Source organism: Pseudomonas fluorescens, assembly GCF_902498195.1.
GTDB classification, from domain to species: domain Bacteria; phylum Pseudomonadota; class Gammaproteobacteria; order Pseudomonadales; family Pseudomonadaceae; genus Aquipseudomonas; species Aquipseudomonas fluorescens_BU.
The window spans coordinates 729242-743013 of sequence record NZ_CABVIY010000003.1 but is presented as its reverse complement, the minus strand read 5'-3'; the positions used below and the strand labels follow the sequence as shown (position 1 = coordinate 743013).

The following is a 13772-nucleotide window of genomic DNA, read 5'->3' as shown; positions in this document are numbered from 1 at the left end:
AGGCCCACATCAACTTCCGAGATAGCTTTATCTCGGAAGTTGTAAGCGCAATGCCGAGGTGAGGTATGAACGCAATAGTTGATAGCACTGCCGCAACGCATCTGGAGCTGGTGGTCAAACAAATCAGGATGGAAGCGAACGGAGTAAACTCTTACGAGTTCGTCTCTCCCGACGGTTCCAATTTGCCTCCATTCACTGCCGGCGCGCACATCGATGTCCACGTCGGCAGTGGCGTTATTCGTCAGTATTCGCTGTGCAACTCTCCATCAGAGAGACATCGCTACATGATCGCGGTGTTGAAGGATCCAAATGGTCGCGGTGGATCTGCGGCTGTCCATGAAACCATCAAGGTTGGTGACCGGGTTCGTGTCAGCGTGCCCAGGAATAATTTCGAGTTACATCCAGGATCAGCCAAAGTCGTGCTTCTAGCGGGCGGCATCGGGGTGACGCCGATGAAGTCGATGGCGCATCAACTTGAAGCACAAAACATTGAATACCAGATGTACTACTGCGCTAAAGGGCCGGAATACGCAGCGTTTCAAGCGGAGCTCGAAGGGTTAGCGAAATCTGGTCGCGTCAGTTTTCACTTCGATGGTGGCGATCCCAGCAATAAGTTAGACATCCCTTCGATCCTGAAAAATCCTGAGGGTGCATGCGACCTTTACTACTGTGGGCCTGGGGGGTTCATGCAGGCCTGTAAAGATGCTTCAGAGCATTGGCCGAGCGGTTCGGTGCACTTCGAGCATTTCAAGGCGCCGATCAAGAAGGAAACTGATGAGTGCTCGATTGTCGGGGGGTTCATTGCTGAGATCGCTAGCACCGGTGAGAAACTTGAAGTAGGGCCCAGCGAGAGCCTGGCAGAGGCTCTGAACAATGCCGGATATCCCGTGGAGACTTCTTGCCAGTCAGGGCTGTGCGGGACATGCAAGGTGCGATACCTGGCGGGTGTAGTCGATCATCAGGATTTCATACTCGATGACAGCGAGAGGCCAGATTTTCTTACGTGTTGTGTATCCCGTGCAACGAGCAGTACGTTGCTGCTCGATCTCTGAATGACAATAGTGGTGGCCGGCAAATGCTTGGCCACCCCCTTATCTCATCCCCTGCCAAAACCACACAACTTAACCTCTTACCAGGATTTCATCCTATTCGAGTCAGTAAGGGGGCATACATTCCGGCATGCGCATCTAGCGTCAAGTTCAATTGCATCGTCCTGGACTTTTAACGCGAGATACACCTCAAGAGACATTCCTGAGCTAGGTAGCGCCCATCAATGTGATCATTCTGGAAAAGCTTTTAGCTTACATTTATTGCGGCACCGTAATTACCCAGACTTGCCCACCCATTGGTATTCGACCTGACCAATCGATTGCATTTAATTTGACCATCACGCTATGTGGCCCTGACCGGCAGAAAACGACCCAAAGCAGACGCTGATGACCATACCACTTGACCGTATTCCTTCTCGCTCGGGCGAGTCCCTGATTCTTACAGCTCATGTGTATTGAATGCGCCACCAAGGTGGAGGCTTTGCAGAGCTATTGCCAACTCGTTTGCAGAGGTTGTGATCGCCGATTGTCACCTTACCGCCTATCAGCATTTGACCGGAGGAACCGTGACACCGACTCCTCCGGCCATGAGCGGTGAATTAGTCGCCAAATGCTTCCATCAGCACTTGAACCAACTGGCCGCCCTCTGGCGTAGCCCAACTGCCTGCTAATTCGGCAATTAGCTGGTTGGTGGTAGTAAGTGTTACACCGGCTTTATCCATGCGGCGCAAGGCTATGTCATCAGCCATGGCGGTAGGCGAAGCACCACCGTCAGCCACGACCTGAACCTCGAAACCATCGCGTACCAGCGACAGCGCCGGATACACCGTGCAGACGTCGTTGGTTACGCCAGCGATGATGAGTTTTTTACGACCTGTAGCTTTCACCGCAGCGGCGAAGTTTTCGTCGTCCATTGCATTGACGATGCCCAGCCGTTTGATGCGACCGGCAAATTCGGTCGGGAGGATCTCTTCCAGCTCGCTCAGCAATGGCCCTTGGGCGTGCTCTTCCATGCTGGAGGTCAGCACCACAGGGAGCTTAAGGATGCGAGCGGCTTTGGCCAGCATCAGCGCGTTGCGTTTGAGTTCTTCAAAGGGCATGGATTTCGCCCACCCCATGGTGCCAACCTGATGGTCGATCAGCAGGAGGGCAGCATTGTCGGCACTGAAATTTTCGTACGTCATGGTCTTTCTCCTAGGGATTATTTGGGGTACATCACCCCGGTTGGGGATTATTTGCATCAATTGGCAGCTTGCAGCTTTCCGAATGCGCCGCGCTGGTATCCGGAGACCGCCTTGACCAAGGCGCTTGCGGAGGCAAGCGCCAGTGGCCCTTGCCAAAACACAGGCTGGTTCAGCGGAACGCCGGAAAACATTACTGCCTTGGCGTTACCCTTGTTTGCAGCCAGGGTCACGACCCGATCTGCCGTTTGTGGCAGGTTTACGGCAGCCTTTGGCTCACCCAGATCGAAAGGTTGGCCGTCCACCGAAGTCTCGCCATCGATGGGCATCGCAAAGGCGATGTGGCCTTCTGGAACCGATATCGAGACTTCACTGCCGGCTTCTAGCGAGATATCCAAAAGACGGACTTCTGTAGGCGTTGTCAGGGGAGACACTGCTCCCTCGAAACTGCCCAGCGGTACACGAATCTTTGCCCCTGATTTGTAGATAACGGGCACGTCCTGAGTTTCCAGGCTCAACACAAATGGCACGTCGCCCTGTTTCTGCTCCGGCAAGTTGATGAAGATCTGAAGCATGTGGACGGTCTTGCCGGGCTCTGCCGGAACCTCTTCATGCACAATGCCTTGTCCTGCTGCCGTCCAGTGCAGCCCACCCGGTTGAATCAAGTTGCGGTTGCCCAGCGAATCTCGGTTGGCGATACCTGTTTCTGAATCCAGAAACAGGTAAGAGACCGCTGAAAAACCTGCATGAGGGTGTGGGGGAAACGTCGGCCCGTTGACCCAGGCATGGTCAACACCCAGAAATGGATCGATAGGTTTTGCGTGCTGGTCGCCACGCAGGTTGAAGGCCCTGAATTGGCTGCCGTGGTTCATGCGCTGCAAACGTGCACTGGATGACATGACGGTCTCCTTATGCCCCTTCGGACATGGCTGGATAGTCGATGTAGCCTTCCGCACCAGGGGCGTAGAAGAGGTCTTTGTTCGGTACATTCAACTCAGCACCGACAAGGAAGCGATTCGGCAAATCCGGGTTGGCGAGGAACGCACCGCCGAATACGGCAGCATCGGCTTTGCCCCCGGCAATCAGGGACTGAGCGCTGTCTTTGGTCTGGCCACTACCGATCAGGTAGCTGCCGTCGAACAGAGGGCGAAGGGCTGCGTGGTAATCGAACTTGGCACCAAACAGGGCCACGTGCAGGTATGCCAGTTCAAGATCGCGCAATTGCGAGACCAGGTAGGTGTAGGTTTCCTGCGGATTGGCGTCGACGATGTCATTGAAGTTCATCTCCGGAGAAATCTTGATGCCTACGCGATCACCACCCACTTCGTCGACCATGGCGGCGAGCACTTCCAGAACGAATCGGGCGCGATTTTCGACCGAGCCACCGTATTGATCGTCGCGCTGGTTGCTGCCAGTGGAAAGAAATTGCTCTGGCAGGTAGCCCGAGGCCGCATGTAGCTCAACACCATCGAAACCGGCTTCAATCGCCAGACGTGCAGCGTTGCGATAACCGGCGATCACTTCGGTGATCTCGGTAACGGTGAGCGCGTGTGGAGTGACGAAATCTTGCAGACCAGTTGCGGTATAGGTCTGCCCCGCCGCCTTGATCGAGGAAGGGGCCTGAGGCTGTGCACCGTTCGGCAGCAGGGACGGGTGCGACACACGTCCGCAATGCATCAGTTGCATAAAGATGCGACCGCCGCGAGCGTGAACGGCTTTGGTGACTTTCTTCCAGGCCGCCACCTGTTCTGCGGTTTCAATGCCTGGCGTGCGAACGTAGCCCTTGCCCATGGCAACCGGGAAAACGCCTTCGCTGATAATCAGACCCGCCGAAGCGCGCTGGAAATAGTAAGTGGTGACCAAGTCAGAGGGCACGCCAGCATCGTCAGAGCGCGAGCGGGTCATGGGCGCCATGACCATCCGGTTGGAGAGAGTGTAACGGCCTACTTTGACTTCGGAAAAAAGAGAGTTCATTGCGCTGTTCCTCAGTGGTGATGTGACTATGATTGATCAATCCGAATCCGGGATAAATCCGGTAAAATTGAAATCACTGATCCACTGATGGAGCAATGCGTTGGAGTATCTCAATGACATGGCGTTGTTTGTCGAGGTTGTGAAGGTGCGCAGCTTTCGACGGGCAGCGGAGGCCCTCGATATGCCGAACTCAACTCTTTCGCGCCGTATCAGCGGTTTGGAGAAGGCCATTGGTCTTCGTCTTCTGCACCGTACAACGCGCAAGATCGAGCTGACCGAGGCCGGGCAGCTTTACTACGAACGCTGCAAACGAATCGTCGACGAAGCGAGACTTGCGCATGAGCAATTAGGCGAGATGCTGGCTAGGCCCAGCGGTTTGTTGCGGGCGTCACTGCCCGTGGATTTCGCCAATGTCTATTTGGCGCCGCTGATTGCAGAGTTCGCTCAGCTTTACCCGGGAATCAGCTTTGAGTTTGACCTCACCCCACGGCAGGTGGATCTGATCAGCGAACCGGTCGATGTTGTGATCCGCATGGGGGAGCCTGCCAACTCGAATCTAATCGCGCGAAAACTGGCGAGCCTTCAGCGCTTTTTGTATGCATCTCCCCAATACCTGGAAACGTCGGGCGAACCGCAGTCGCCTTCGGATCTGCCCCACCATGAATGCTTGCGACTACGGGGCCCAGGTTCGGATCGCTGGACGCTTTCGGGAAAAGGTGGAACCGAGCAGGTCGATGTCGGTGGACGTTTCGAACTCAACAGCGTTGGGATGCTGAGGCGTCTGGCGTCATTGAATTTGGGGATCACACTGCTGCCGGAGGGGATCGCCGCACAGGACGTATCCGAGGGCAAATTGCGACAAATTCTGCCGGAGTGGCAAGCGTCGCCAGTATCAGTGTATGCCCTCACTGAAACGCGGCTACTGCCTGCCAAGACCCAGCGGTTTATCGAATTTGTGCGCGATAAGTTGGAAGCCAATTAGCGCTGTGGCTCGCAGATGCCTGGGACGACTGTCCGCTTCTGGCCGTTCTCTGCCGATCATGGTTACAAGGCGTGATGGTCAAATCCGATGCAATCGATGGTCAGAACGAATGCAAATCACTGGTCAGGTCGAATCAAGCGGGCGGTCAAGTGGAGTGTAATTTCGCAGAGGTCATTTTCGCGAAGTTTCATTGCTTTCAAGGCCCGTAACAGGGAGGGTTCCAAGCCCAATGTAGCTTTGATGTCGCTCGGTACACCCGAGTAAAGCCTGAATCAGAGGAGCATGATTTCAGCTTAGTCTGCACATTGTAAAACATTCATCGCCTATCGCTGCGAGGCCAAGCCAACCGCAGCGACGGCGAAGAACGGCAAATAAGTATGGCTTTGAGAGTGCCCCTCAGAGGAAATAATTTGTTTGCGAGGCGGGATGCTAGCCACACAGGGATCTAGTTACATAAGCGGAATGCTATAGCTGACAAACACTCGATTTTGGTCTTGGTCACGAGCGGCTTCACTATTTGATTTACCATTGCGCCAGCCGAAGCCCACACCTTTGAGTGTTCCCGACTGAAGGACGTAGTCAAGGCTAATATCTCTTTCCCATTCCTTCTGGTTGTCGCCAGATGTCGTCTTGATGTTATCCCCGGAGAGGTACATTACCGAGGCTTTCAGACCCGGGACACCCAAGGCGGCAAAATCATAGGCGTACTGACCAAATGATGTGCGTTCCCCAGCGCGGGTGAAACTCTGGATCAAGCGATCCGTATAAAGATACAGGCTGGTTCCTCCAGCGCCTTTGTTTGCCAGGCTACCCTGGTTGAGCTGGGTGAAGCTGCTGCCGTCCGAAACGCTTTGATAACCTGCAGTAATCGCATGGCCACCTAAGGTGTAAACCAGCGCAGCACTCCAGGTACGGTTGTCGATCTCGCCATCACCGTTTTTGGTGTAACCACTGATTCGGTAACCGGATGTACCGGAGCTGTTTTCACCTGAAGAGTCTGTTTTGAAGTAGCGCAGGTCTGTTTTTAAGGATTGACCGTCCGCTATCGCCAGGGTGTGGATCAGGCCGAAAAACTGCTGGGTGTAGTAGTTATCGAGATTGGCGTAGTAATACTGAGCGGTCAGGTCTTTGGTGACTCTCCAATCGCCCCCTGCGAAGTCGAACTGGTTGCTTTCACGCGTACCTCCCATAGCGGCCAGCCCCGTCTGATCGGTCGAACCGCGACCTGTTGCATGTTCAATTCGACCGCCGGTCAGGGTCAGATCCTTGAACTCGTTTGAAGTGATCTGTCCGCCCTCGAAGGTTTGTGGAAGCAGACGTCCATCGTTGGCGACCAGAATCGGAAGTTTCGGAATCAAGGTGCCGTAGCGAAGTTCCGTTTTCGACATTCTGACTTTGCCGGTCAGTCCGAGCCGGCTCCATTCATCGACAGCGCTGTTGTCACTGTTAGAAGGAATCATAGTACTACCGACGTGCCTTCCTTTGCCGCTGTCCAGAGTGACGCCCATTAGCCCTAGGGCGTCGACACCAAATCCGACCGTGCCATCGGTATAACCAGACTTATAATCCAGCATGAAACCTTGGGCCCACTCTTCGGTTTTCGAAGGGGTGGCAGAGCCATCGCGGTTGTCGTTATTGAAATAGAAGTTTCTCATTCCCAAGGTGGCTTTGCTATCACTTAGTAAATCAGCATGCGCTTTGCCAATTATGGCGATATTGAGAAGCACCATATATGCAGTATATTTATTCTTGTTCACTTATATCGCTCCGATCTTATTTTTAGGTTGTACTTGCCGAATAGATAAACTAATTGGAGAAGCACGGCGCTCGTCATGGCTACTAAAGACCATTATCCCCTCGCGCGTTTTTCCTCTCTTAATACAGCTATGCCCAAGTAAGCATTGGCTTTGGAGCGTCCATCCGGAGTAGCTGCTCCATTGTCTTAATTCCCTGAGCCAAAAATGCACGTGTCGCCAAATCCGTTAGACGCCCATCGCGTATTTTGGCCTCCACATTGGTAATGACTATGGGAGCGTAAGGCACAAGCGCCGCTTGGATTGCCCATAGGGTCTCGATGAGTTGTTGCTGGGCTCGGGTGCCGCCTATGAAGGCAGGCGAAGCCGTCAACGTAAGGGTTGGTTTGTTTTTCAGCGGTGATGGGTGAACAGGGCTGGACAACCAGTCCAAGGCATTTTTCATCACCCCAGACATTCCGTGGCTGTATTCGGGCGAGGCAAGTATCACGCCTTCGACACGATTGACGGCATCGCGCAACGCCACCACCGGTGCAGGTACCTCGGCTACGTCATAATCACTGTTGTATAGCGGGAGATCCTGCAGAGGGTGGATGTGCAGAAAAACGTTAGGCGGCATCAACTCAGCCCCCATGGTGCGCAAAATGACTGCGTTATTCGACTCGCGTCGCAAGCTTGCGCATAGTCCCAGTAAATGAATCTTTCTCATGTGTTCGTCTCGGCACGGCGCATTGCCAGGATAAGGTGGAGATCCGGGAAGTATTGGTTAGGAGGGAGAATGCAAATGAGCGGCTGGCGGTGGAGAAACAAGAGACCCTCTAAAAGAGGGCCCCTTATATTATTTGTAAGTGAGCAATTTTTTGGGGACGAGAAACACGAGTAGGCATCCACCGACTAGCACGCAGGAAAGCATAATGATTCCCGCACTGGTGCTGTGTGTAGCGGCGTTAATCGTGCCCATGATGAAGGGGCTGATGAAACCCGAGGCACTTCCTATGGAGTTGGCTAATGCAATACCCGTAGCAGCTGCGGCGCCGGTGAGGATTGCAGGTGGTAATGTCCAGAATTGCGAGATAGTGGTCATTACGCCCATTGTGGCGAGACACAACGCTGGGAGGCTGATCAGAATATCTGACTGGAACGAAGCGCTGATTAGGAAACCCATCGCTGCTAGTACTCCCGGTACGGCGAGGTGCCAGCGGCGCTCTTTCATACGATCCGAGTGCCTGCCTACCAGAATCATGGTGACCACAGCGCACGCATAGGGGATCGCAGTAAGCAGTCCGAGATGCATCGAATCGGTGACACCAGAAGCCTGTATAAGCGTGGGGAGCCAGAAACTGACGCCATATAACCCCATGGTGAAGAACAGATAAATGAAGCTCAACAGCCATATCTTGGGGTCTCTGAGCCCGTCCATCATCCGGTGAAGGTGCTTGCCTGTAGATTCCTTGTCGATATTGTGGCGGAGAACTTTCTTGTCCTCTTCGCCCAGCCAGTGAGCATCCTCAATTCTATCGGTTAGATAAAAGTAAGCGAATATACCCACGATAATCGTTGGCAGTCCTTCCAGTATGAACAGCCACTGCCATCCAGCAAGGTTTTGTACTCCGCTCAGGGAATGCATGATCCATCCGGAAAGTGGCGCACCAATTACACCGGACATTGGAATTGCCGCCATGAATAGAGCTGTGACCTTAGCGCCTCTGGATGAAGGGAACCATTGGGAGATGTAAAGGAGGATTGCAGGGAAGAAACCGGCTTCAGCAACGCCCAGGAGGAAACGCATGACATAGAACTGTGTAGGCGTATTGACGAACATCATGGCTGCGGAAATCACGCCCCAGGTCACCATGATCCTGGCAATCCAGCGTCGAGCTCCAACTTTGTACATGATGATGTTGCTCGGGATTTCAAAAGCAAAATAGCCAATGAAAAACATGCCTGCGCCGAGGCCATAAACGGCATCGCTCCAGGCCAGTTCTTGAGCCATTTGTAGCTTGGCGAAACTTACGTTGATACGGTTGAGGTAGGAGCATACATAGCAGAGAAACAGAAACGGAATGAGTCGGAACATCACCTTTTTATAGATGAGGTCTTCCACATTAATCAGTGTTCCTGTTAGTGGCTGGGCACGGTCGGCAATGGTATTCATGAGGACGCCTCCAAGCATTTTTAAATTTATAAGGCTCGCGTCTCACCCCTTGCCGAGTGTTGAAGCGCCGCAAGGGGTGTCGTGTTTTATCAGAAAATCACATCAAGAAAATTTTCAATCCAGCATGTCTGGCTGGGTTTGCAGTAGCTGCCCCCAGATAGGTTGGAAGTGCAGCCAACCGATGTAATCGCTACCGACGTTTTCGCGACTGAAGCGGGCGCGTTCATCAGTTACCAGTTTTGGCTTGATACCTGTTGCCGCGACCATCAATTGCTGCTGGCAGCAGCGCTCTAGCGCAATGAACCAAAATGCGGCGCTTTCGATGCTGTGGCTGCTCGCGGTCAGCAGGCCGTGGTTTTGGTGCAGGATGGCTTTGTGTTTGCCGAAAAGAGAGGCAATGGATTTGCCTGAGTCAGTCTTGACGGCGACGGCACCAGCCTCGGCAGTGATCACTAACTGATCTTCAAAGAATGCGGCTGCGTCCTGCGTGATAGGCTCCAGAGGTAAGCCGGTACTGGCCCATGCACCGCCATAAACGGTATGGGCATGACACATCGCAACGATGTGCGGGTGGGCCTCATGGACATTGGCATGTAGCACGAAACCGGCGCGGTTGATGGCGTAATCACCTTCAACAATTTTGCCATTGTGGTCGGCCAGGATCAGGTTCGACACCTTGACCTGCGAGAAGTGGACGCACATTGGATTCGTCCAGTACAGCTCTGGAAACTCGGGATCTCGAACTGTCAGGTGGCCTGCGAAACCATAGTCATAGCCCTGCAAGGCGAAGGCACGGCAAGCGGCTACAAGACGCTCTTTCAAATGCTTGCGTTGCTCGGCGTGGGTTTCGAATTCAGGTACTTCTGGATAGATCAGGCCCTCTTGTTCGGGCTGATAAATAGAGATTCTGTTTTTGGCTTTAGTCAGTGTGCTGTCTGGTTGTTTAACGCTGATATTCATAACGGCATCCTCCGTTGGCTTGATTGAGGTTGTACCTTCACAAACCTTGCAAACGGCGACAAACGATGCTATTTCACTGCGCTGTGAAATAATTTCACAGGATAAAAATAATGAGTAATCGACCTAGCCTGGTAGCACTGAGGGCCTTTGAAGCCGCAGCGCGACACGGTAATTTCAGCGTTGCTGCTGCCGAGCTACACCAAACTCCCTCTGCAGTCAGCCACCAAATCAAAAGCCTTGAAAGCTTTTTTGGTTTTCCTCTTTTCATCCGTCACAGTCGGCATCTGGAACTCAACAATCAAGGGCGGCGGTTATTCAATGTCATCAAACCGGCCTTTGATGCAGTCGATCAGATCTGCACTGAACTTCGCCCTTTTGCCGAGACGGAAAAACTATCTGTCCATTGCTCCCCCAGTTTTGCCAGCAAATGGCTCGGGCCGCGACTGACCGATTTTTTCGCCAAATACCCTCAGTTCACACTCCAGCTTTCATCAAGTGCTACGCCGATAGATTTGCACCGGCATCCTGAGTTGGACATGGTGATCGCGTATGGGGCAGCGCTGAAAAGCTCCGATATCTGTGTTCAAAGTTTGGGTCTGGAAGAGTGCTGCCCGCTTGGGGCTCCAATGCTACTGGATGGTAGGAGAGAGATCAGTTTCAACGAGTTGGACTCCATTCCACTTATTGAATCGCAACTCAACCCGCTTTCCTGGCAAGACTACTTTCGCCAGCATGGGAAGCCTCTACCCGAAATTATGCACCGTCCTTCATTCGACCGAGGGGCACTGGCATTGGCGGCTGCCGTCGACGGTCTGGGCTTGGCACTTGAGAGTGTGCGTTTCGCTCAGCAGGAACTGGCGAATGGCAGCCTAGTGAAATACCTCGTTGAAGATTGCAGCTCTGTGATGCGTGAAATTCACTTTCTTTGCTATCGGCATACGCAGAGAAATTCACCAAAAATCGTAGCCTTTCGTGAGTGGTTAACTGAAGCCTGTCGCAGTGATGAATTGTGTCGGCCTTCGTAAGCAACTGCGCAGCTAATGCGCGCAGTTGATGCAGTGAGACGGTACTTAAATCTCTGTAGGGCCTTTACCCTGAGCCTTGCAGCAATGCGTTTGTTTGCCCGTGCAACGTAGCTTATCTACAAAAATCTGCTATCCAAAAACTGGCTATTCCGTCCTCAGCTTCGGGCTTGTTTAGGCGTCGAATAATCAATATGATGATCGTCATGCAAAAGCCAAAACGAACAACCAGTAGCCGCAAAGAACAGACGCACGAACGGATCGTCGAGGTCGCTGCGCGGGTTATCAGGCGCAGCGGTTATGGCGGTACTGGGGTGGCCGATATCATGAAAGAGGCCGGTCTGACACACGGTGGCTTCTATGCTCACTTCGCATCACGGGATGCGCTGCTCGCTGAGGCTGCCGATCTTGCAGGTGCAGAGGCCGTTGCGGCGGCTTCCAACATTGCTAACGCGTCTACGCCGGAGCAGGCTTTGCAGGCGATGATTTGCGCCTACCTTTCTAAAGAGCATCTGGAGAATGTCGAACTCGGCTGTCCCATAGCAGCATTGGGTTCGGAAATGCCGCGCCAGGCTCCCGAAGTCCGACGTGCAGCTACGCGTCGCATTAAGGAGATGATCGATATGGTTGCCCGGCAATCTCCTGATTGGGGGCAGCCGCAAGCTCATGAGCAATCCCTTGTCACCGTCGCAACGATGGTCGGCGCATTGATAATGGCGCGCGCCGTCGATGACCCCAAGCTCTCCGACGGATTGCTGGAAGCAGCCATTTTTCACTTGATCTCATCCAACACCTGATCCACCTGGAATCGATGCTAGGTGTTCGTTCGGCTTTGTGTATGACGATCATCATATAGAGGCGTGTGAAAAGAACCAAATCTCCACTCGTTGGCTTTTACTCCCATGAACAAAGAAAGGGCGGCAATCATGAAAGGTAAAGTGGCAATCGTAACCGGTGCGTCATCAGGTATTGGCAAGGCTACTGCGCAGAAACTCGTGTCCCCATGTCAGCGATTTGGATTTGTTTCGAATAGTCGCCCATTCGGGCCAATAGGGCCCGACTGGTCTATCAGGATCGAAATTGTCACTCTGGTGTCATGAGCACCGCGAGCGTCATATTGATGAACTCCTCGTTCCTGCTGATGGCTTGCAGCGCACCCCGTACGTTCTCGGCTACATCACCTGATCCACGCTGCTCGACCCAAAGCGTGAGCTCCATAATGGCGGCCTCGAGGGCAAGCTGGTTTTGATTGATCTTAAACAGCAGGGAAGGGAGCAGGTCTGCGTTGGACATCGCGATTCCTCCGTGGAAAAGAAAAGCGTAGCAGGAGGCGATGTTAAAAAACTGCAGTCCATGACTTTGCAATAGGCTCTGGCCAAGTCCCGAATAGCCATTGGCGCTTGGTGTTCCGAAACGAGTGGGTCAAAGGCTCAGGGGCGTACGGCCTACACCATGTTGACGTGGATGCTCGCCATTTAGAAACGAACAAACAGCCTCTGCTTCAACCCTGGCTTTGAACACACCGTGCTTGCTAGCAGAGCCTCCTTCGACGAGATCTACGACTCTATATTGCTTGATGCCATCTTCAAGTCTGATGGTCTCGATGACCCTGAATCTTGAATTCATGATGTGCTCCCTGCCGAAAACTGGTGCTCTAGGAGTACCGGTAAGACTCCATGATTTCAACAATTTTGCAGGACTGAGCTGCGACAATTTGTGACGGTGCGCCGTGACTCACATTTCCTGGGTGAAACACAGACGAAACATTCCAGTCATATGATTCGCGTCACTGAAATCTAGGGAGAGGTGGAGATGAATCGGCCATCAAGAAGCATGCGCAAGCTGCTCGACTCCGTCGCCACCAACAATGAGGCGGCGGCGCTCGATGTGATGCGTGCAGCCGAGCAGCTCCAGGACGAGGTGCTTCGTCAACGGTTGCTCAACATGACTCACCGGCTCAACCAGGACGCCCATGATTTGCGAATGGCACGTGACGAAATTCAAGGCAGGGGCATAAAGCTCGCCTGATTGGCTTGCAGGCGTTTTGAACTCGTTCCGTCGGGCCAACGAGGCCCGGCTAAATCCTTGTGTTTGATGCTCGAACACCTTTATCCAAAGTCGTAGTGAAATATCCACGAACCGTAGGTATTGTCCTGACTACGTTCGTCAACATTAAGGGATGGAGACGAAAATAGAAGCCCTGGAGCCGCGAACCTCCGGGGCTTCGTTTTTTACTCGACAGCGCCTCAGATGAACAGCAACACGGATGTATTGTTCATGGAGACTAGCAAGGTGGATTGCCGAGTGATCAAGCCAAACAGGACATGCACTGTTGTAAAGCTCTGTGCATAACAACATGCACCAGTCGGAAGCGGTGTGATGGACTTCGCCTCCATTAGCCCAAAGCTCATCGGTTTGCTGACCTAGGCAGTTCTCCTTCTCGGCGTACCCGCTCACGCCACAGAAACTCGAGTGGAGCGCAGTCGCCATGATAACCATCTATAGATCGAGGCCTGGACTTCCGCAAAGGATGAGGTGTCTTTGCTGCCGGCTGGCACAAAGGCTGCAAGCGCTTCATTAGATTTACCTACCACGTACTCCTGGGACTACTCCTCGGTCAACGATGATCGGCGTGCCCAAATAGGCCATGAATAACGTTGGTGCCTGATACATGGATCTCTGGCTTTAACACTGC

Annotated in this window: 13 protein-coding genes; 5 read left to right on the top strand and 8 right to left on the bottom strand. The window is 53.2% G+C overall.

Going from position 1 to position 13772, the window contains the following annotated elements; all coding sequences use genetic code 11:
* Positions 1–65 precede the first annotated feature (65 nt).
* Entirely contained in the window at positions 66–1052 is a 987-nt protein-coding gene (locus tag F8N66_RS14330; RefSeq protein WP_150770782.1) for a PDR/VanB family oxidoreductase, read from the top strand.
* A 596-nt stretch (positions 1053–1648) separates the two neighbouring features.
* Here F8N66_RS14330 and F8N66_RS14325 read toward each other — a convergent pair.
* The 3 genes from F8N66_RS14325 to F8N66_RS14315 are packed head-to-tail and all read right to left on the bottom strand — an operon-like array spanning position 1649 to position 4204.
* Positions 1649–2233 carry an isochorismatase family protein gene (locus F8N66_RS14325; protein ID WP_150770781.1) on the bottom strand — a complete coding sequence of 195 codons (585 nt, stop codon included), beginning with the start codon at positions 2231–2233 and terminating at the stop codon, positions 1649–1651.
* A gap of 56 nt (positions 2234–2289) precedes the next feature.
* On the bottom strand, positions 2290–3129 hold the full coding sequence (locus tag F8N66_RS14320; protein WP_150770780.1) for a pirin family protein: 840 nt from the start codon (positions 3127–3129) through the stop codon (positions 2290–2292).
* A gap of 10 nt (positions 3130–3139) precedes the next feature.
* Entirely contained in the window at positions 3140–4204 is a 1065-nt protein-coding gene (locus tag F8N66_RS14315) for an alkene reductase (protein WP_150770779.1), read from the bottom strand.
* Positions 4205–4304: 100 nt separating this feature from the next.
* Here F8N66_RS14315 and F8N66_RS14310 point away from each other — a divergent pair, with 100 nt between their 5' ends.
* Positions 4305–5186, top strand: a complete 882-nt coding sequence (locus F8N66_RS14310; protein WP_008029437.1) for a LysR family transcriptional regulator — start codon at positions 4305–4307, stop codon at positions 5184–5186.
* 449 nt (positions 5187–5635) lie between these two features.
* Here the strand turns inward: F8N66_RS14310 and F8N66_RS14305 are convergent, their stop codons facing one another.
* From F8N66_RS14305 to F8N66_RS14290, 4 genes are all read right to left on the bottom strand, one after another.
* Positions 5636–6916 carry an OprD family porin gene (locus F8N66_RS14305; RefSeq protein ID WP_150770931.1) on the bottom strand — a complete coding sequence of 427 codons (1281 nt, stop codon included), beginning with the start codon at positions 6914–6916 and terminating at the stop codon, positions 5636–5638.
* Between the two features lie 154 nt (positions 6917–7070).
* On the bottom strand, positions 7071–7649 hold the full coding sequence (locus tag F8N66_RS14300; protein WP_150770778.1) for an NADPH-dependent FMN reductase: 579 nt from the start codon (positions 7647–7649) through the stop codon (positions 7071–7073).
* Positions 7650–7778: 129 nt separating this feature from the next.
* Positions 7779–9095 (bottom strand): MFS transporter, encoded by a 1317-nt coding sequence (locus tag F8N66_RS14295; RefSeq protein ID WP_150770777.1) that lies wholly within the window; start codon positions 9093–9095, stop codon positions 7779–7781.
* Positions 9096–9209: 114 nt separating this feature from the next.
* Positions 9210–10055, bottom strand: coding sequence for a class II aldolase/adducin family protein (locus F8N66_RS14290; RefSeq protein ID WP_150770776.1), 846 nt, complete (start codon positions 10053–10055; stop codon positions 9210–9212).
* Positions 10056–10165: 110 nt separating this feature from the next.
* On the opposite strand from F8N66_RS14290, the gene F8N66_RS14285 reads away from it, so the two are divergent.
* Both F8N66_RS14285 and F8N66_RS14280 read left to right on the top strand, forming a co-directional pair.
* Positions 10166–11080 carry a LysR substrate-binding domain-containing protein gene (locus F8N66_RS14285; RefSeq protein WP_150770775.1) on the top strand — a complete coding sequence of 305 codons (915 nt, stop codon included), beginning with the start codon at positions 10166–10168 and terminating at the stop codon, positions 11078–11080.
* Positions 11081–11271: 191 nt separating this feature from the next.
* A complete protein-coding gene (locus tag F8N66_RS14280) occupies positions 11272–11874 on the top strand; it encodes a TetR/AcrR family transcriptional regulator (protein ID WP_150770774.1) in 603 nt (200 codons plus the stop codon).
* 286 nt (positions 11875–12160) lie between these two features.
* Here the strand turns inward: F8N66_RS14280 and F8N66_RS14270 are convergent, their stop codons facing one another.
* Complete coding sequence (locus F8N66_RS14270; RefSeq protein WP_150770773.1) at positions 12161–12370, bottom strand: hypothetical protein; 210 nt, start codon at positions 12368–12370, stop codon at positions 12161–12163.
* A 519-nt stretch (positions 12371–12889) separates the two neighbouring features.
* On the opposite strand from F8N66_RS14270, the gene F8N66_RS14260 reads away from it, so the two are divergent.
* A complete protein-coding gene (locus F8N66_RS14260; protein ID WP_150770771.1) occupies positions 12890–13105 on the top strand; it encodes a hypothetical protein in 216 nt (71 codons plus the stop codon).
* The last annotated feature ends 667 nt before the right edge of the window (positions 13106–13772 follow it).